Genomic DNA, 18,011 nt, shown 5'->3' with positions numbered 1-18,011 from the left:
ATGTTAACGCGTGAACAAATGGCGATGCGTGTCGCTCGCGAGCTGCGCGACGGTTATTACGTCAACCTCGGTATCGGTATCCCGACCCTGGTGGCCAATTATATCCCCGACGGCATGGACGTGATGCTGCAATCAGAGAACGGTTTGCTTGGTATGGGGCCGTTCCCTACCGAGGACGACATTGATGCCGACATGATCAACGCCGGTAAGCAAACCGTGACGGCGCGTAAAGGCGCGGCAATTTTCGACTCCGCACAATCCTTCGCCATGATCCGCGGCGGCCACGTCGACCTGACGGTTCTTGGCGCATTCGAAGTGGACACCAATGGCAATATCGCCTCGTGGATGATCCCCGGAAAAATGGTGAAAGGTATGGGCGGCGCGATGGATCTGGTCGCTGGCGCTGAAAACATCATCGTTGTGATGACGCACGCCTCGAAAAGCGGTGAGTCCAAACTGCTTCCCAGTTGCACTCTGCCCTTGACCGGCGTGGCCTGTATCAAGCGCGTGCTGACCGACCTGGCGCTGCTGGAAATTGCCGACGGCGCGTTCATTCTGCGCGAACGGGCGCCGGGCGTCAGCGTGGACGACATTGTTGCCAGAACCGCCGGCAAGCTGATCGTTCCCGATCATGTCCCCGAAATGCACTTCAACTAAGGATCTGACCATGATGGATGTTGTTATTGTCGCAGCAACGCGCACGCCAATTGGCAGTTTTCATGGTGCCCTTGCCCCGCTTTCTGCCGTTGAGTTAGGGACAACGGTCATTCGCGCTCTACTGGAAAAGACCGGGGTTGCACCAGAACAGATAGACGACGTGATTTTAGGTCAGGTTTTAACGACCGGCTGTGGGCAGAATCCGGCCAGACAGACGGCAATTCGTGCCGGTTTGCCGGTAACCACCCCAGCGATGACCCTCAATTTACTGTGCGGTTCAGGACTAAAAGCGGTTCATCTGGCGGTGCAGGCCATTCGCTGCGGCGATGCGGACATCGTGATTGCCGGCGGTCAGGAAAGCATGAGCAATGCACCCTATTTTCTCGACGGTGCCCGCGCAGGATTACGTCTGGGTCATACCAGCCTGAAAGACAGCGTGGTGCATGACGGGCTGTGGGATGCGTTCAACGACTACCATATGGGTATTACCGCCGAAAATCTGGCGGATAAATTCGCCATCAGTCGCGAGCAACAGGATGCCTTCGCCCTGCACTCCCAGCAAAAAGCGGCCGCCGCCCTCGAAGCCGGTCGGTTTAACGCAGAAATCACCCCAGTTAGCGTTCCGCAAGGGAAAAAAGCACCGCGCGTGGTGGAGCGTGATGAGCAACCTCGCCCGGAGACTCAGGCGGAAAAACTGGCGCAGTTGAAACCGGCATTTCGTCCCGGCAACGGCACGGTGACGGCGGGCAATGCGTCTTCCCTAAACGACGGTGCGGCGGCAGTAATGGTAATGAGTGCCGCCAAAGCCGCTGAATTAAACCTTCCGGTGTTGGCAAAAATCACCGGTTACGCCGTCTCGGGCGTTGATCCAGCCATTATGGGGATCGGCCCGGTGGAAGCCTCGCTGAAGTGCCTGAAGCGCGCCGGGTGGACGCTGGATGACGTTGATCTGATCGAAGCCAACGAAGCCTTTGCCGCCCAGGCGCTGGCGGTCGGCGAATCGCTGAATTGGGACAGCAGCAAGGTTAACGTTAACGGCGGTGCAATTGCGCTGGGCCACCCAATCGGGACCTCAGGTTGCCGCATTCTGGTTACCTTGCTACATGAAATGGCGCGGCGCAATGTGGCCAAAGGGCTGGCCACGCTGTGTGTGGGTGGTGGCCATGGCGTGGCGCTAACGGTGGAACGTCCAACAGGAGCACACTATGCAGACTAATCACATTAGCGTACTGGGCGCCGGGCTAATGGGCATCGGCATCGCGACCCACTTTGCCCGTTTTGGTCATCCTATCTGGCTGTTTGATACCGACAGCAACCGTATTGCCGAGATAACGGCTGTTGCCAGCAGTATTCTGGACGAGCTGATTGTCACCGACCAGTTTGCCGCCGCAGATAAAGCATCGGTTCTCACGCGACTGCACGGCACAACCTCTCTGGCGGATATCGCCGCGTCTGGATTATTAATCGAAGCGATCCCGGAACGGCTAGAGCTGAAGCACGCGCTGTACGCACAGCTGGAAGCCGTTATCTCACCCGAAGCGATTATCGCCAGCAACACCAGTGGCCTGCCGCCGGATGCGTTGGCGGAAAAACTCGCGCACCCGGAGCGGTTGCTGATCGCACATTTCTGGAATCCACCGCACTTTATTCCGCTGGTTGAAATCGTGCCGGGCACAGCAACCAAACCTGAATATCTCAGTGAATTGCAGCAATGGCTGGTCGCGATGCAGCTTGAGGCGGTGGTGCTCGATCGCGCCGCACCGGGCTTTGTCGGCAACCGCCTGCAGTTTGCCCTGCTGCGTGAAGCGCTGCATATCGTCAAAAGCGGTATTGCCAGCGCCGAGGTGGTAGACCAGGTGATGCGTGCGTCGCTGGGCCGCCGTTACGCGATGGTCGGTCCGCTGGAAGCGGCGGACATGACCGGACTTGCCACGGTGCAGGATATTTGTCGCCATCTGCTTCCAACACTCGCCACCGGCAGCGACATGATGTCGCTGGTCGCCGACAAGGTTGCTCGCGGTGAAACCGGTTTACGCAGTGGTCAGGGGTTTTATCACTGGGATGATTCGCGCAAGGAATACATCCAGCAACGCAGAGAGCATCAGCTGCGTTTTGCCCTGAAACCGTAACTTCTCTTTCTGTACCCCACTATAACAATGATATTGAGGAGTCATGATGAGTGTATTAATCGCCCTGGCCGCGCTGGGCCTGCTGATGCTGGCAGCCTATCGCGGATACAGCGTCATCCTGTTTGCCCCCATCGCGGCATTAGGTGCTGTTTTGCTGACTGAACCCAGCGCCGTCGGTCCTGCCTTTACCGGCCTGTTTATGGAAAAAATGGTCGGTTTTGTGAAGCTGTACTTCCCGGTGTTCTTACTGGGTGCAGTGTTTGGCAAGTTAATCGAATTATCGGGTTTTTCCCGTTCAATCGTCGCCGCCGCCATCAACATCCTCGGGCGGCGTCACGCCATTCCGGTGATCGTGCTGGTGTGCGCGCTGCTGACTTACGGCGGTGTCTCGCTGTTCGTGGTGGCGTTTGCGGTGTATCCGTTTGCCGCTGAGCTGTTCCGTCAGAGCAACATTCCGAAGCGACTGATCCCGGCAACCGTGGCGCTGGGCGCCTTCTCTTTCACCATGGATGCACTGCCCGGTACACCGCAGATCCAGAACATTATCCCGACCAGCTTCTTTGGCACCAACGCCTGGGCCGCGCCCTGGCTGGGGCTGATAGGCTCGCTGTTTATTATCTTTGTCGGCCTGATTTACCTTGAGCGTCAGCGCCGAAAAGCGCAGGCAAAGAACGAGGGCTATGGCACCGAACTGCTTAACGAACCGGAAACGCCGGATAATATTAATCTGCCAAACCCGATTATTGCGATTTCGCCGCTGATTCTGGTGGGGGTGTTTAACCTGTTGTTCACCCGCTGGATCCCGGTGTTTTATGGCTCGACTCATCAACTGGAGCTACCGGGTCTTGCCAAACCGATTACCACTGAAGTCGGCAAAATTACCGCTATCTGGGCGGTGGAAGCCGCGCTGATTGCCGGGATCCTGCTGGTCGTGATTTTTGGTTTTCGCAATATAAAAGGTCGCCTGGCGGAAGGCAGCCGAACGGCGGTGGGCGGTGCGATCCTCGCGGCAATGAATACCGCTTCAGAATACGGTTTTGGCGCAGTGATCGCCGCGTTGCCGGGCTTCCTGGTGCTGTCAAAAGCGCTAGCGGCCATTCCCGACCCGTTGCTCAACGAAGCCATCAGCATCACCACTCTGGCCGGGATCACCGGTTCAGCATCCGGCGGGATGAGTATTGCGCTGGCGGCAATGTCCGACACCTTTATCGCCGCCGCACATGCCGCCAACATTCCACTGGAAGTCTTTCACCGCGTGGCCTCTATGGCCAGTGGTGGCATGGATACTCTGCCGCATAACGGGGCGGTAATCACGCTGCTGGCCATCACCGGTCTCAGTCACCGTCAGGCATATGGCGGGATCTTCGCCATCACCATAATCAAAAGTCTGGCCGTTCTGTTTGTGATCGGCGTCTTCTACACCACCGGCATTGTTTAAGGAGAATCATCATGAACTTAACGGGAAAAGTGGCCCTGGTTACCGGCTCCACCAGCGGTATTGGATTAGGCATTGCGCAGGTGCTGGCGAAAGCCGGCGCCACTCTGATTCTTAACGGCTTTGGTGATGCTGAAGCGGCAAAAGATGCCGTGGCGAAGTATGGCAAAACACCGGGGTATCACGGGGCGGATCTCAGCGATGCAGCGCAAATTACCGAGATGATGCGCTACGCCGACAGCGAGTTCGGCGGCGTGGATATTCTGGTCAACAACGCCGGGATCCAGCATGTTTCACCGCTGGAGACGTTCCCGGTCGATAAATGGAATGCGATCATCGCGATTAATCTGTCCTCCGTTTTTCACACTACCCGTCTGGCGCTGCCCGGCATGCGTCAACGCAACTGGGGCCGCATCATTAATATCGCCTCTGTGCACGGGCTGGTGGCGTCAAAAGAAAAATCGGCCTATGTCGCGGCTAAACACGGCGTGGTGGGGCTAACCAAGACCACCGCACTTGAGACGGCGCAGACCGGCATAACCTGTAACGCACTGTGTCCCGGCTGGGTGCTGACGCCGCTGGTACAACAGCAGATCGACAAGCGCATTGCCGAGGGCACCGCGCCGGATGTTGCGCGCGATGCTCTGCTCGCGGAGAAGCAACCGTCACGCGAGTTTGTCACCCCGGAACAACTGGGAGAGCTGGCGCTGTTCTTATGTTCAGACGGTGCGGCGCAGGTGCGCGGTGTGGCGTGGAATATGGACGGCGGTTGGGTGGCGCAGTAAGTTATGTCAGCCGGATGCGCTCTCGCATCCGGCACATCATCGTTAAGACTTCAGCTGGTAATCCAGCGTAATTTCCGCGTTCAGAACCTGTGACACCGGACATCCGGCTTTCGCTTTCTGGATAATACCGTCAAAGGTTGCGGCATCAATGCCGGGCACGGAAACGTCACTGTGCAGCGCCACTTTGGTGATGGCAAAACCCGCATCCACCTTATCCAGAGAAACATCGGCAGTGGTATCAATGGCGTCTGGCGTGAAGCCCGCCTCACCCAGCATTAACGAAAGCGCCATCGAGAAGCAGGCCGCATGAGCCGCGCCAATCAACTCTTCAGGATTGGTGCCTTTCGCACCTTCAAATCGCGTATTAAACCCATACGGCTGCTGGTTCAACACGCCACTTTCGGTCGACACGGTCCCTTTACCGCGTTTAATGTCGCCTTCCCAGTGTGCCTGACCTTTCTTATGGATAGTCATTACCGCTCTCCTGTGTTGTCGTCGGAGTAACAAGTATAGGACGCTGAGGGAAACACATGACGCATATTGGATAGTTCTGTATTAACTGCTTAAGCATTGACCTTTCAGATGAAATGACCGACCATCCAGAAAGCCGTTATTTTAGACACCGGCTGTTAATCAGGTTGTATTTCGTCCGCGCTTACGCGGGCTCGCCCTTGAAACCAGTAACAGGATTAAGGAGTTAGAATGAAATCGAACCGTCAGGCCCGTCATGTTCTCGGACTGGACCACAAAATCTCCAATCAACGTAAAACCGTAACCGAAGGCGACAAAACCAGCGTGGTCAACAACCCTACCGGAAGAAAACGCCGCGCTGACGCCAAGTAATACCCCGCACGTTATACTGAATAATGATGATATACACCATTGCAACCGCAGTGGTGTTTTTGCTTATAAAACCCCTTAACCCATTCACAATGCTTTATACTTCGGCCGTTTCCCTGGCGGAAGGCAACCTACGATCATAAACAGTGCCAGGGAGGGTTATTCAAAAAAGAGTGAGTGACATGGAAAACGAAACTAACAAACTGCGTTCCCTTTACATCCCTTACGCTGGCCCGGTACTGCTGGAATTTCCCTTACTGAACAAAGGGAGTGCTTTCAGTGTGGAAGAACGCCGTAACTTCAACCTGCTGGGGTTACTGCCGGAAGTGGTCGAGACGATTGAAGAGCAGGCCGAACGCGCCTGGATCCAATATCAGGGATTCAAAACGGAAATCGACAAACATATCTACCTGCGCAACATTCAGGATACCAACGAAACCCTGTTTTACCGACTGGTACAAAACCATCTTGATGAGATGATGCCGGTTATCTATACCCCGACGGTGGGTGCCGCCTGTGAGCGTTTCTCCGAGATTTATCGTCGCGCGCGCGGCGTGTTTATCTCCTACCAGAACCGCCATAACATGGACGATATCCTGCAAAACGTCCCGAACCACAATATCAAAGTTATCGTCGTGACCGACGGTGAACGTATTCTGGGTCTTGGCGACCAGGGGATCGGCGGGATGGGCATTCCTATCGGCAAACTGTCGCTGTACACCGCCTGTGGCGGCATCAGCCCGGCCTACACTCTGCCGGTAGTGCTGGATGTCGGTACCAACAATCAGCAGTTGCTGAACGATCCGCTGTATATGGGCTGGCGTAATCCGCGCATCACCGACGATGAATACTACGAATTTGTTGATGAGTTCATCCAGGCGGTGAAACATCGCTGGCCCGAAGTGCTGCTGCAGTTTGAAGACTTCGCGCAGAAAAACGCCATGCCGTTGCTGACCCGCTATCGTGATGAAATTTGCTCGTTTAATGACGATATTCAGGGCACGGCGGCGGTTACCGTCGGGACGCTGATTGCGGCCAGCCGCGCGGCGGGCAGCCAGTTGAGCGAACAAAATATTGTCTTCCTTGGTGCGGGGTCCGCCGGTTGCGGGATTGCCGAGCAGATCATCGCGCAGATCCAGCGTGAAGGATTAAGCGAAGAGGCCGCGCGTCAGCGTGTGTTTATGGTTGACCGCTTTGGTCTGTTAACCGACAAAATGCCGAACCTGCTCTCGTTCCAGACCAAACTGGTGCAAAAACGCGAAAACCTGCAGCACTGGGATACGAAAGAAGATGTGCTGTCTCTGCTCGACGTGGTTCGCAACGTGAAGCCGGACATTCTGATTGGTGTCTCCGGTCAGACGGGCCTGTTTACCGAAGAAATTATTCGCGAGATGCACAAGCACTGTCCGCGCCCAATCGTCATGCCGCTGTCTAACCCGACATCGCGCGTGGAAGCCACACCGCAGGATATTATTGCCTGGACCGAAGGCAATGCGCTGGTGGCTACCGGTAGCCCGTTTGCCCCGGTCGCCTGGAAAGATAAAATCTACCCGATTGCCCAGTGTAACAACGCCTATATCTTCCCGGGTATCGGTCTTGGCGTGATCGCCTCTGGCGCCAAGCGCATCACTGATGAAATGCTGATGTCGGCCAGCGAAACGCTGGCACAATATTCACCGCTGGTGTTGAACGGCGAAGGGCTGGTATTACCGGAACTGAAGGATATTCAGACCGTTTCCCGCGCCATAGCCTTTGCCGTAGGTAAAATGGCCCAGCAGCAAGGCATGGCAGTGAAAACATCGGCTGAAGCCCTGCAGCAGGCGATTGACGAGAATTTCTGGCAAGCAGAATATCGCGACTACCGTCGTACCTCTATCTGACGGTTTACCCGGCGGCGCCCTGCCGCCGGGTGTTCAACACTTGCACAATTCAGCGACTTGCGATTACACTTTCACCATCGATTAACATTCGGGAAAAACTAAGGAGGATACTTATGCTGTACTGTGAACGTTTGATCGTTTCACATGCTTTTGGCGATCGCCAGTGCTCAAGCGTTATCGGTATCGTGCTGCGATAACTTCTGCTTGAGCGAAGCTAACTTCTAAATCCCCTTCTCTCGGGCTTACCGGGTTATCGTCAGCGATGTTTGACGAGGCGTTTTTACGTCTGTAACTCTTGAGTAAGCAACAATGAGCACATTACTAACCGCACAATCCTTACACGTTGATACGGCATTTGGCACGCTATTCGACGATCTCACTTTTACCCTGAAAAAAGGCGACCGCATTGGGCTTATCGGCTACAACGGCTGCGGCAAAAGCACGCTGTTAAAACTGCTGGATGGCACGATTTCTCCCACCAGCGGATCCATTGCCCAGGCACATCACTGTCATCTTGCGCGCGTAGAACAGCATTTGCCGGATGAGATCCTGCCGCTAACACTCCAGGAAGCCGTACTGGCACAACTTCCCGAGCATGAACGCGCGGGTCAGCAATGGCGGGTTGAGTCACTACTCGCAGAAATGGGCTTTACGCCGGAGAATTTGCACCTCACCGCACAAACGCTGAGCGGCGGCCAGCACACGCGCCTGCTGCTGGCCCGCGCGCTGATGCGCAATCCCGACCTGCTGTTGCTGGATGAACCGGGTAACCATCTGGATTTGCCCACATTGCTGTGGCTGGAGCAGTTTTTACAGCGCTGGTCCGGCAGTTTTGTGGTGGTGTCTCACGATCCACAATTGCTGGATGCAGTGACGCACGGAACGTGGATCCTCCGGGATCATTCCCTGCATGCGTTCGATCTCCCCTGTAGTGCGGCGCGCCAAGCGTTGATGGACAGAGATGCCAGCGATGCCTTGCGCCATAAGGCAGAACAAAAGGAAATCGATCGCGTTACTGCCAGCGCCAAACGTCTGGCCACCTGGGGACGGGTCTACGACAACGAAGATTTGTCTCGCAAAGCCAAACAGATGGAAAAACAAGTGCAGCGCCTGAAGGATGACCAGACGGATGTCACCGCCGGAAGTCAGTGGTCACTAACATTGAATGGCGATGCCCTGCGTGCTGACCGCTTGCTGGAAATGACAGACCTCCCCGTCTCTCCGGCAGCGGATGCGGCAACGCTGTTTTCCATTGCCGGTATTCGCATCAAAAGCGGCGATCGCGTGGCGATTGTCGGGCGTAACGGCTGTGGAAAATCGTCGCTATTAAAGCTTATCTGGCAGCAATATCAGACGCAAATGACCTCGACATCGCTGGTGCTGCACCCGCGGGTGACGCTGGGGTATTACGACCAGTCGCTCAACCAGCTTGCGGATAACGATTCGTTGTTCGAGGCTCTCGAGCCGTTTGCCCCGCAGCCGGATGTGCGCAAAATGGCACTGATTAGCGCGGGGTTCCCGTGGGTCCGCCACGCTCAACGGGTCAGCACCTTAAGCGGCGGCGAACGTTCGCGCCTGCTGTTTATCGGGCTGACGCTTGCCCGCTACAGCCTGTTGATGCTCGACGAGCCGACCAACCATCTGGATATGGAAGGCAAAGAAGCGCTGGCGCACACGCTGCAACACTTCAGCGGCGGCGTGCTGCTGGTCAGTCATGACCGTCAGCTTATCCGCCAAAGCTGCAACCGCTTCTGGTTTATTGATGAGGGTGAACTTAGCGAATGGCACGACCTGGAAGCGATTAACGCCCGCATTCAGGAAACCGCCAGTGAGCTAGCGGCGAGCAAAACGGTGGCAGAGGTTGTTCCTGATCCTCATCATCATGGCGACGAAATACTGGAGAAACTTCTCGAGCTGGAGCTGCGGCTGTCTGATGACCTGGCACGCAAAACCAAACATCAAAAACCGCAGTTGCAGGCACAATGGCGCAAGGAGATTGAGCATCTGAATTCACTACTGGAGTAAAACGGTTGCCGGATGGCGGCATTATGTCGCCGTCTGGCGAATCTTGCGCGCCGCTTTCCATTTATCCCCCTGCCCGCTTTTCCTTTTACCGCACTCGCTGCACACTTTGGCAAAATTCGGCTATTAGTGTTGCGTTCAGCGGAACATTAATGATAGTGTTCCTCTTGAGGGAACAAGGAAGGTATGGATGATCATGAACTTCAGACACAAAGGATTGCGCGACTTGTTTCTTCAGGGGCGAACATCAGGCGTGACGGCGAAGCATGTCCGGCGATTGCGGCACCGACTTGCCGTTATTGATGCAGCGAGCCATGTAACAGATATCAATATGCCTGGTTATAAACTGCATGCGTTAACGGGCGATCGCGACGGCGTTTGGTCGATTTCTGTTTCAGGCAACTGGCGTATTACGTTTGAATTCGTCAATGGCGATGCATATATACTGGATTACGAGGACTATCATTGATGAAAATGGCTAATCATCCCCGTCCGGGGGATATTATTCAGGAAGCGCTGGATGAGTTAAACGTCAGCCTGCGCGAATTTGCCAGAGCAATGGAGATTGCCCCCTCAACCGCGAGCCGACTGTTAACGGGCAAGGCAGCATTAACCCCGGAAATGGCGATCAAACTTTCAGTGGTGATCGGCAGTTCGCCCGAAATGTGGTTGAATCTGCAGAATGCCTGGAGTCTGGCTGAAGCGCAAAAAAGCGTGGATATCTCACGTCTGCGCAAACTGGTAGCACAGTAACGGTATTGTAGGCTGGATAAACCTGCGCTATCCGGCAGGTTTTAATGGACAAAAAAATGGCGCTACATCGGTAGCGCCATTTTTATCAGCAGAACGTCAATGGGTTATTGCAGCCCTTGCTCGTTCTCTTTTTTGGCTTCGGCTTTTTCGACTTCGCGATACCAGCGTGGGTGATGCTTCTTCGCCCAGCGGCGGCTGACCTTCCCTTCGACCATGCCTTTAATCGATCCTTTCACCCAAAATGCCATGTACATATGGATGAGGATGGCGTGCATCAAAATAATACCCGCCGCAGCGTGGATCAGCAGGCTGTAACGCACAACCTGCATTGGGAAGAACTGCGCAAAGTACGGACGCCAGATAATCACCCCGGTGATCAACAGCACAAAAATCATGCTCATGATCGACCAGAACATCATTTTTTGTCCGGCGTTGTACTTACCGACGTCCGCCACTTTGTGTTCATTGCCCTTCAGCACTTCCACAATGTTTTTCAGCCACGGAATATCTTTCTTATCCGGGATGTTGTGGTGCACAAAGCGCACAAACATGAACATCAGCGCGACGAAAATCAGCAGACCGAAGAATGGGTGCAAAATGCGGCCCATTTGCGGTGTACCGAAGGTCTGCGTCAGCCATTGCAGCGTCGGGAAGAAAAACGAAATCCCCGACAGCGACACCAGAAAGAAGCAGATCACCACTGTCCAGTGACAGGCGCGGTCGATAAACTTCGTGCGCACAATCATTTTCGACTTACTCATGATGATCCTCCTCGTCGTCGTCCACTTCCTTGTTCGGGCCAATACCGATGTAGTGATAAATCAGCCCGGCGAAGGTGGCGATAAATCCGGCGGCGGCCAGCGGTTTCAGTGCCCCTTTCCACAGATTGATAGAAGTATCTATCTGCGGATCTTTTGGCAAACCGTGGTACAACTCCGGCTGGTTGGCGTGATGCAGGACGTACATAACGTGCGTTCCACCCACACCCTGCGGGTTGTAGACACCGGCATGTTCGTAGCCGCGCGATTTCAGTTTTTCCACGCGCTGCTCGGCCATTTCCAGCATCTCTTGCTTGGTGCCGAAATGTATCGCCCCGGTCGGACACGTTTTCACGCAGGCAGGTTCCTGCCCGACGCTCACGCGATCCACACACAGCGTACATTTATACACGCGGTTATCCTCTTTATTGAGGCGCGGAATATTAAATGGACACCCGGCAATACAATAACCGCAGCCAATGCAATGCTCAGACTGGAAATCGACAATCCCGTTGGCGTACTGGATGATGGCTCCGGCAGAGGGGCACGCCTTCAGGCAGCCCGGATCTTCACAGTGCATACAGCCGTCTTTACGAATCAGCCATTCCAGCTTGCCATTCTGTTCGGTTTCGGTAAAACGCATCACCGTCCAGGATTTGGCGCTGAGATCGGCCGGGTTGTCGTACACCCCGACGCAATGGCCGACTTCATCACGGATATCGTTCCACTCTGAACACGCCACCTGACAGGCCTTACAGCCAATACAGGTGGAAACGTCGATCAGCTTCGCGACTTCTGCTTTGTAATCACGTGCCTGAGGAGGCGGCGTGATGGAGTTGGTAGCGGACCGTTTAATGATGTCCTGCGTTTCCATAGACATATGATCGCCTCCCTTACGCCTTCTCGATGTTAACTAAAAACGCTTTGTATTCCGGCGTTTGCGAGTTTGCATCACCGACATTTGGCGTCAGGGTGTTGGCGATAAAGCCTTTACGCGCGACTCCTTCAAAGCCCCAGTGAATCGGGATCCCCACCGTCTCAACCTGCTGACCGTTGACGTTCAGCGAGCGCAGACGACGCGTCACCACCGCAACCGCACGAATGAATCCGCGCTTGCTGCTGACTTTCACGTGATCGCCGTTAGCAATCCCTTTCGCTGCCGCCAGCGTTTCGCTGATTTCCACAAACTGCTCTGGCTGGGCAATCGCATTCAACAACGCGTGCTTGGTCCAGGTGTGGAAATGTTCGGTCAGACGATAGGTCGTACCAACGTATGGGAAGTCATTCTTGTTCCCCATACGTAACGCATCCGCTTCGTACAGACGCGCTGCCGGGTTAGAGATGACGTTCGGGTGCAGCGGGTTGGTGCCCAGCGGCGTTTCCATCGGCTCGTAGTGTTCCGGGAACGGCCCTTCCGCCAGCTTGTCGATGGCGAACAGACGACCCAGACCTTCTGGCTGCATGATAAACGGATTGGTCGCGCTGCCCGGCGGTGCGTTGTTGAAGTCCGGGATATCGTTACCCGTCCACTTCGTTCCGTTCCACTTGATCAGCATGCGCTTCGGATCCCATGGTTTACCCTGCGGATCGACCGATGCGCGGTTATACAGCACGCGGCGGTTCAATGGCCATGCCCAGGCCCAACCCAGCGTATTCCCCAGTCCCGACGGATCAGAGTTATCGCGGTTAGCCATCTGGTTGCCCTGCTCGGTCCAGCTACCGGTATAAATCCAGCAGGAAGATGCCGTGGAACCATCATCACGCAGTAGCGCAAAGCTATTCAGCAACTGGCCTTTCTTCGCCACCAGCACGCCGTTGGCATCATAGAGATCTTCCAGCGCATAGCCGTTGTTCTCTTTCGCCACTTCTTCTGAATGCGGTTCGTCCGGCTGCTTGTAGCTCCAGCTCATTTTCAGTACCGGTTCTACGCCTTTACCGCCTTCGGTGCGGTACATATTGCGCAGACGATGGTAAATACCGGCCAAAATTTCGCCGTCATTGCGCGCTTCGCCCGGTGCATCCTGACCTTTCCAGTGCCACTGCAGCCAACGTCCGGAGTTGGCAATCGAGCCGTCCTCTTCCGCAAAGCAGGTTGATGGCAGACGGAATACTTCAGTCTGGATAGTCGATGGATCGACATCGTTCGATTCGCCGTGGTTTTGCCAGAACGTGGAGGTTTCGGTCACCAGCGGATCGATAACCACCAGATACTTCAGCTTGCTCAGAGACTGCACCACTTTGTTTTTGTCCGGGAAGGACGCAACCGGGTTAAAGCCCTGACAGATGTAGCCGGTGACTTTCCCGCTATCCATCATGTTGAAGTATTTAATGACGTCGTAGGACTGATCCCACTTCGGCAGCCAGTTAAAGCCCCAGTCGTTGTCTTTCTGCGCCGCATCGCCGTAGAAAGATTTCATCAGGCTAACGAAGAACTTAGGATAGTTACTCCAGTAGTTCACCTGATCGGCCAGCGTGGCTTTTGGCGTATTCGCCGCCAGATACGTTTGCAGATCGGTCTGTTTCTCAGACGGCAGCGTCAGATAGCCCGGCAGGCTGGTAGACAGCAGACCTAAGTCGGTTAACCCCTGAATGTTGGAGTGACCGCGCAAAGCGTTGACGCCGCCACCGGCCATCCCCATGTTACCCAACAGCAACTGGATCATCGCCATGGTGCGGATGTTCTGCGCACCCACGGTATGCTGAGTCCAGCCCAGTGCGTACAGGAAGGTGGTGGTACGATCGGCCGCGCTGGTAGAGGCCAGCACTTCACACACTTTCAGGAAGTCGGCTTTTGGCGTACCGCAGATGTTTTCCACCACGTCCGGCGTATAGCGGGAAACGTGCTGTTTCAGCAAGTTCCAGACACAGCGCGGATGGGACAGCGTTTCATCGCGTTTGGCATAGCCGTTTTCATCGAACTGGTAGTTCCACGACGATTTATCGTATTGACGTTTTTCTGCGTCGTAGCCGCTGAACAGACCATCTTCGAAAGCAAAATCATCCCGCACCAGCAGGCTGGCGTTGGTGTAGTGCTTAACGTATTCAGCGTTAATTTTGTTGTTTTCAATCAGGTACAGCAACACACCGGAAAGGAACGTAATGTCCGTACCGGAACGAATCGGCGCGTAAATATCCGCGACGGAGGCTGTACGTGTAAAACGGGGATCGACAACAATCAGCGTGGCATCATTGTTGTTCTTGGCTTCCATCGCCCAGCGGAATCCCACCGGATGTGCTTCAGCGGCGTTACCGCCCATCACCATCACGACGTTAGCGTTTTTGATATCAACCCAGTGGTTGGTCATCGCACCGCGACCAAATGTTGGAGCAAGACTTGCTACCGTTGGTCCGTGTCAGACGCGCGCCTGGTTATCTACCGCCAGCATGCCGAGTGAGCGCACAAATTTTTGCGTCAGCATGCCAGTTTCATTACTTGCCGCAGATGCGCACAGCATCCCGGTTGAAAGCCAGCGGTTTACCGTTACGCCCTGCTCATTCTTCTCAATGAAGTTGGCGTCACGGTCAGCTTTCATTAATTTTGCAATGCGGGTGAATGCTTCATCCCAGCTAATGCGCTGCCATTTATCGGAACCCGGTGCGCGATATTCAGGATAACGTAAACGGTTTTCACTGTGTACGTAGTCCAGCAATCCTGCGCCCTTCGGACATAATGCCCCACGGCTCACCGGATGATCCGGATCCCCCTCGATATGGTAAATCGATTCTTTGGCATTTTTTGCTCCATCACCCAGGCTATACATTAATAGCCCGCAACCTACGGAACAGTATGTGCAGGTGTTTCGGATCTCTTTCGCGCGTATCAGCTTGTAATTTCGCGCCTGAGCCAGAGCCATCTTGGGTGCAAAACCCAGTGCGGCTACTGTTGTTCCCGCCATACCGCCCGCGCAGATTTTAAAGAATTGTCTGCGGCTGACGTCCATTGCTTTCCTCTTTTTTGCAGGGATGCGTACACTGGCACCTTCTCGTTGCACTAAAGCGGCAGCTTGAAAGGTGATGCGTACAACTTCGCGACGAAACTAACAGCTATATCCATAAATTTTTTGCGTCAAATCAATAACGAAACGGTTCCGCTACTAAATAGTGCAGTTTGTTTAACCCTCATACCCACAAGGGGTTAGCCAAAAGCTAATTCGTTAGCGTGCTACGACCTAAAAGTGCTATACATTTCAGCTCCATTTTTTTGCCAGTACTATGGACAGACAAACCGAATGACAAAACAAAAAGCAACGTTGATTGGGCTTATCGCCATCATACTCTGGAGCACCATGGTTGGGCTGATCCGTGGCGTTAGCGAGGGACTGGGGCCTGCAGGCGGCGCTGCCATGATCTTTTCTTTAAGCGGTCTGCTGCTAATATTCACCGTTGGCTTCCCGAATATCCGTCAGTTTCCTGTTCGCTATTTAATCGCCGGCAGCGTACTGTTCGTTAGCTATGAAATATGTTTAGCGTTAGCGCTGGGCTATGCCGCCACCCGCCACCAGGCGATTGAGGTCGGTATGGTTAATTATCTCTGGCCCAGCCTGACCATATTGTTTGCGATATTATTTAATGGTCAAAAAACAACCTGGCTGGTTATCCCCGGATTAATCGTGGCATTGACCGGCGTTTGCTGGGTATTAGGTGGAGATAATGGACTTAACTTAGGTGAAATTATCAGCAACGTCGCCAGTAGCCCGCTCAGTTATTTTCTCGCTTTTCTTGGCGCATTTATCTGGGCGACCTATTGCACTGTGACCAATAAATATGCAAAAGGCTTTAACGGCATCACCGTGTTCGTTTTACTGACGGCCACCAGTTTGTGGATTTATTATTTTATTACGCCACAACCTGAGATGGTGTTCAGCACGCCAGTGACCATTAAACTGTTTACCGCCGCATTAACCTTAGGATTTGCCTATGCGGCGTGGAATATAGGTATCCTGCACGGGAACGTCACGGTTATGGCCGTTGGCTCTTATTTCACACCGGTCCTCTCTTCAGCACTTGCCGCCGTGCTGCTGAGCGCCCCGCTGTCATTTTCGTTCTGGCAAGGTGCACTGATGGTCTGTGCTGGCTCTTTGCTGTGCTGGCTGGCAACACGCCGCGCCTGAAAAAAGACGCCGGGTGGAGCCTAAAAACAAAATCCGGTTATATTATCGTCACATTAATGGATATTTATTGTTCATTCTGCTTGTGTTTTATGTTTTATTTTGTTTAATTAAATGTTAAATATATGGTAATTAATTAACCCATGAAAGTATTGCATGGTTATCTATATCCCTCTAAATGTATATATTACACATGAGCAATTAACGCTAATTAAACCATAGTCAGCATAATAGTTCCTTGTGTAAATATACCCATATCGATAAATCACATATTGCGACTAATATAATCAGTTGTATTAAGTAGATCTAGATCACACAACTTCAAATATTCTGCAATATTATGAAACTTATTATTGAACTCATACCACAAGGTCATTTAAAAATAGTTCGCCATTGACGAACCCCTTCGTTTAGCAATGGTTTAGGAATCACACCAAGAAGAAAATTATAAGGATTATTTAGAATGAAACTTAAATTAGTTGCAGTGGCAGTGACTTCCCTGTTGGCAGCAGGTGCGGTAAACGCAGCTGAGGTATATAACAAAGACGGCAACAAACTGGATCTGTACGGTAAAGTTCACGCTCAGCATTACTTCTCTGACGACAACGGCAGCGATGGCGACAAAACTTACGCACGTATGGGCTTCAAAGGCGAAACCCAGATCAACGACCAGTTGGTTGGTTATGGCCAGTGGGAATACGAATTTAAAGGCAACCGTTCTGAAAGTCAGGGTTCCGAAGCAGACAAAACCCGTCTGGCATTCGCTGGCCTGAAATTCGCTGAATACGGTTCTTTCGACTACGGCCGTAACTACGGCGTAGCTTACGACATCGGCGCATGGACCGACGTTCTGCCTGAGTTCGGTGGTGATACCTGGACCCAGACTGACGTGTTCATGACCCAGCGTGCTACCGGCGTTGCAACCTACCGTAACACCGACTTCTTCGGTCTGGTTGAAGGTCTGAACTTTGCCGCGCAGTACCAGGGTAAAAATGACCGTAGCGACGTTCAAGAAGCGAATGGCGACGGTTTCGGTCTGTCTACCACTTATGAGTACGAAGGCTTCGGTGTAGGTGCAACCTATGCGAAATCTGACCGTACCGACGAGCAGAACAACCGTAACAACATCTTCAAAGCTAATGGTGAAAACGCTGAAGTATGGGCTGCTGGCCTGAAATATGATGCGAACAACATCTACCTGGCAACCACATACTCTGAAACCCGCAACATGACCACTTATGGTTCCAACGTTGCCGGTATCGCTGAGAAAGCGCAGAACTTTGAAGCTGTGGCTCAGTACCAGTTCGACTTCGGTCTGCGTCCGTCCATCGCTTACCTGAAATCCAAAGGTAAAGACATTGCCGTCTTCGGCGACCAGGATCTGGTTGAATACGTAGACCTGGGTGCGACCTACTACTTCAACAAAAACATGTCCACCTTCGTTGATTACAAAATCAACCTGCTGGATGACAACAACTTCACACGTATTGCTGGTGTAAGCACCGACAACGTTGTGGCTGTTGGCCTGAACTACCAGTTCTAATTTTGTTGTAAGTGAAATACAAAGCCAGTCCTCTACGGGCTGGCTTTTTCTCTTGAAGTAGACTCGGTCATAAGGAGTATGACGTGCAGACGTTCACAGGT

Annotated in this window: 16 protein-coding genes; 12 read left to right on the top strand and 4 right to left on the bottom strand. The window is 53.5% G+C overall.

Going from position 1 to position 18,011, the window contains the following annotated elements:
* Genes AC3ITF_RS10650 through AC3ITF_RS10630 form a run of 5 tightly spaced genes read left to right on the top strand, consistent with a single transcriptional unit; the run spans window position 1 to window position 5,006 of the window.
* A complete protein-coding gene (locus AC3ITF_RS10650) occupies window positions 1-657 on the top strand; it encodes a CoA transferase subunit B (RefSeq protein ID WP_115258492.1) in 657 nt (218 codons plus the stop codon).
* A 10-nt stretch (window positions 658-667) separates the two neighbouring features.
* Entirely contained in the window at window positions 668-1,873 is a 1,206-nt protein-coding gene (locus AC3ITF_RS10645) for an acetyl-CoA C-acetyltransferase (RefSeq protein ID WP_115258491.1), read from the top strand.
* A complete protein-coding gene (locus AC3ITF_RS10640; protein WP_181539617.1) occupies window positions 1,863-2,786 on the top strand; it encodes a 3-hydroxyacyl-CoA dehydrogenase family protein in 924 nt (307 codons plus the stop codon). The genes AC3ITF_RS10645 and AC3ITF_RS10640 overlap by 11 nt, the downstream gene beginning before the upstream one ends.
* Before the next feature lie 43 nt (window positions 2,787-2,829).
* Window positions 2,830-4,224 (top strand): GntP family permease, encoded by a 1,395-nt coding sequence (locus tag AC3ITF_RS10635; RefSeq protein ID WP_197970846.1) that lies wholly within the window; start codon window positions 2,830-2,832, stop codon window positions 4,222-4,224.
* Window positions 4,225-4,235: 11 nt separating this feature from the next.
* On the top strand, window positions 4,236-5,006 hold the full coding sequence (locus AC3ITF_RS10630) for a 3-hydroxybutyrate dehydrogenase (RefSeq protein ID WP_096757038.1): 771 nt from the start codon (window positions 4,236-4,238) through the stop codon (window positions 5,004-5,006).
* Window positions 5,007-5,048: 42 nt separating this feature from the next.
* Here AC3ITF_RS10630 and AC3ITF_RS10625 read toward each other — a convergent pair whose 3' ends face one another.
* Window positions 5,049-5,480 carry an OsmC family protein gene (locus AC3ITF_RS10625; RefSeq protein ID WP_096757037.1) on the bottom strand — a complete coding sequence of 144 codons (432 nt, stop codon included), beginning with the start codon at window positions 5,478-5,480 and terminating at the stop codon, window positions 5,049-5,051.
* Window positions 5,481-5,708: 228 nt separating this feature from the next.
* Here AC3ITF_RS10625 and sra point away from each other — a divergent pair, with 228 nt between their 5' ends.
* The 5 genes from sra to AC3ITF_RS10600 all read left to right on the top strand — a co-directional run bounded on the left by sra (window position 5,709) and on the right by AC3ITF_RS10600 (window position 10,501).
* Window positions 5,709-5,849, top strand: coding sequence for a stationary-phase-induced ribosome-associated protein (gene sra / locus AC3ITF_RS10620; RefSeq protein WP_096757036.1), 141 nt, complete (start codon window positions 5,709-5,711; stop codon window positions 5,847-5,849).
* Window positions 5,850-6,028: 179 nt separating this feature from the next.
* Window positions 6,029-7,726, top strand: coding sequence for a malate dehydrogenase (gene maeA / locus AC3ITF_RS10615; protein WP_115258488.1), 1,698 nt, complete (start codon window positions 6,029-6,031; stop codon window positions 7,724-7,726).
* 309 nt (window positions 7,727-8,035) lie between these two features.
* Window positions 8,036-9,751, top strand: a complete 1,716-nt coding sequence (locus AC3ITF_RS10610; protein WP_489176402.1) for an ABC-F family ATP-binding cassette domain-containing protein — start codon at window positions 8,036-8,038, stop codon at window positions 9,749-9,751.
* A 187-nt stretch (window positions 9,752-9,938) separates the two neighbouring features.
* The gene (locus AC3ITF_RS10605; RefSeq protein ID WP_096757033.1) at window positions 9,939-10,217 is read left to right on the top strand and encodes a type II toxin-antitoxin system RelE/ParE family toxin; all 279 of its coding nucleotides are present in this window, start codon (window positions 9,939-9,941) and stop codon (window positions 10,215-10,217) included.
* On the top strand, window positions 10,217-10,501 hold the full coding sequence (locus AC3ITF_RS10600; RefSeq protein ID WP_096757032.1) for a HigA family addiction module antitoxin: 285 nt from the start codon (window positions 10,217-10,219) through the stop codon (window positions 10,499-10,501). The genes AC3ITF_RS10605 and AC3ITF_RS10600 overlap by 1 nt, the downstream gene beginning before the upstream one ends.
* 104 nt (window positions 10,502-10,605) lie before the next feature.
* Here the strand turns inward: AC3ITF_RS10600 and fdnI are convergent, their stop codons facing one another.
* From fdnI to fdnG, 3 genes are read right to left on the bottom strand one after another with little or no spacing between them, the layout of a single operon-like run.
* Complete coding sequence (gene fdnI, locus AC3ITF_RS10595; protein WP_096757031.1) at window positions 10,606-11,262, bottom strand: formate dehydrogenase-N subunit gamma; 657 nt, start codon at window positions 11,260-11,262, stop codon at window positions 10,606-10,608.
* A complete protein-coding gene (fdnH, locus tag AC3ITF_RS10590; protein ID WP_115258486.1) occupies window positions 11,255-12,139 on the bottom strand; it encodes a formate dehydrogenase N subunit beta in 885 nt (294 codons plus the stop codon). The genes fdnI and fdnH overlap by 8 nt, the downstream gene beginning before the upstream one ends.
* 13 nt (window positions 12,140-12,152) lie before the next feature.
* The gene (fdnG, locus tag AC3ITF_RS10585) at window positions 12,153-15,200 is read right to left on the bottom strand and encodes a formate dehydrogenase-N subunit alpha (RefSeq protein WP_489176401.1); all 3,048 of its coding nucleotides are present in this window, start codon (window positions 15,198-15,200) and stop codon (window positions 12,153-12,155) included.
* A 288-nt stretch (window positions 15,201-15,488) separates the two neighbouring features.
* Between fdnG and yddG the strand changes: the two genes are divergently transcribed.
* Together yddG and ompD are read left to right on the top strand one after the other, a co-directional pair.
* Window positions 15,489-16,370, top strand: coding sequence for an aromatic amino acid efflux DMT transporter YddG (yddG, locus tag AC3ITF_RS10580; protein WP_117342800.1), 882 nt, complete (start codon window positions 15,489-15,491; stop codon window positions 16,368-16,370).
* A gap of 460 nt (window positions 16,371-16,830) precedes the next feature.
* Window positions 16,831-17,910 (top strand): porin OmpD, encoded by a 1,080-nt coding sequence (gene ompD / locus AC3ITF_RS10575; protein ID WP_115258483.1) that lies wholly within the window; start codon window positions 16,831-16,833, stop codon window positions 17,908-17,910.
* Window positions 17,911-18,011: the final 101 nt, after the last annotated feature.

The organism is Citrobacter sp. KH_055_1, from assembly GCF_057838705.1.
The sequence above is the reverse complement of the archived record's forward strand: the minus strand, read 5'-3'. Positions and strand labels throughout refer to the sequence as shown.

Bases quoted from the DNA above. Each gene is read 5' to 3' on its own strand.
- AC3ITF_RS10650 (WP_115258492.1), top strand. From the start codon at position 1: ATGTTAACGCGTGAACAAATGGCGATGCGTGTCGCTCGCGAGCTGCGC.
- AC3ITF_RS10645 (WP_115258491.1), top strand. From the start codon at position 668: ATGATGGATGTTGTTATTGTCGCAGCAACGCGCACGCCAATTGGCAGT.
- AC3ITF_RS10640 (WP_181539617.1), top strand. From the start codon at position 1,863: ATGCAGACTAATCACATTAGCGTACTGGGCGCCGGGCTAATGGGCATC.
- AC3ITF_RS10635 (WP_197970846.1), top strand. From the start codon at position 2,830: ATGATGAGTGTATTAATCGCCCTGGCCGCGCTGGGCCTGCTGATGCTG.
- AC3ITF_RS10630 (WP_096757038.1), top strand. From the start codon at position 4,236: ATGAACTTAACGGGAAAAGTGGCCCTGGTTACCGGCTCCACCAGCGGT.
- AC3ITF_RS10625 (WP_096757037.1), bottom strand. From the start codon at position 5,480: ATGACTATCCATAAGAAAGGTCAGGCACACTGGGAAGGCGACATTAAA.
- sra (WP_096757036.1), top strand. From the start codon at position 5,709: ATGAAATCGAACCGTCAGGCCCGTCATGTTCTCGGACTGGACCACAAA.
- maeA (WP_115258488.1), top strand. From the start codon at position 6,029: ATGGAAAACGAAACTAACAAACTGCGTTCCCTTTACATCCCTTACGCT.
- AC3ITF_RS10610 (WP_489176402.1), top strand. From the start codon at position 8,036: ATGAGCACATTACTAACCGCACAATCCTTACACGTTGATACGGCATTT.
- AC3ITF_RS10605 (WP_096757033.1), top strand. From the start codon at position 9,939: ATGATCATGAACTTCAGACACAAAGGATTGCGCGACTTGTTTCTTCAG.
- AC3ITF_RS10600 (WP_096757032.1), top strand. From the start codon at position 10,217: ATGAAAATGGCTAATCATCCCCGTCCGGGGGATATTATTCAGGAAGCG.
- fdnI (WP_096757031.1), bottom strand. From the start codon at position 11,262: ATGAGTAAGTCGAAAATGATTGTGCGCACGAAGTTTATCGACCGCGCC.
- fdnH (WP_115258486.1), bottom strand. From the start codon at position 12,139: ATGTCTATGGAAACGCAGGACATCATTAAACGGTCCGCTACCAACTCC.
- yddG (WP_117342800.1), top strand. From the start codon at position 15,489: ATGACAAAACAAAAAGCAACGTTGATTGGGCTTATCGCCATCATACTC.
- ompD (WP_115258483.1), top strand. From the start codon at position 16,831: ATGAAACTTAAATTAGTTGCAGTGGCAGTGACTTCCCTGTTGGCAGCA.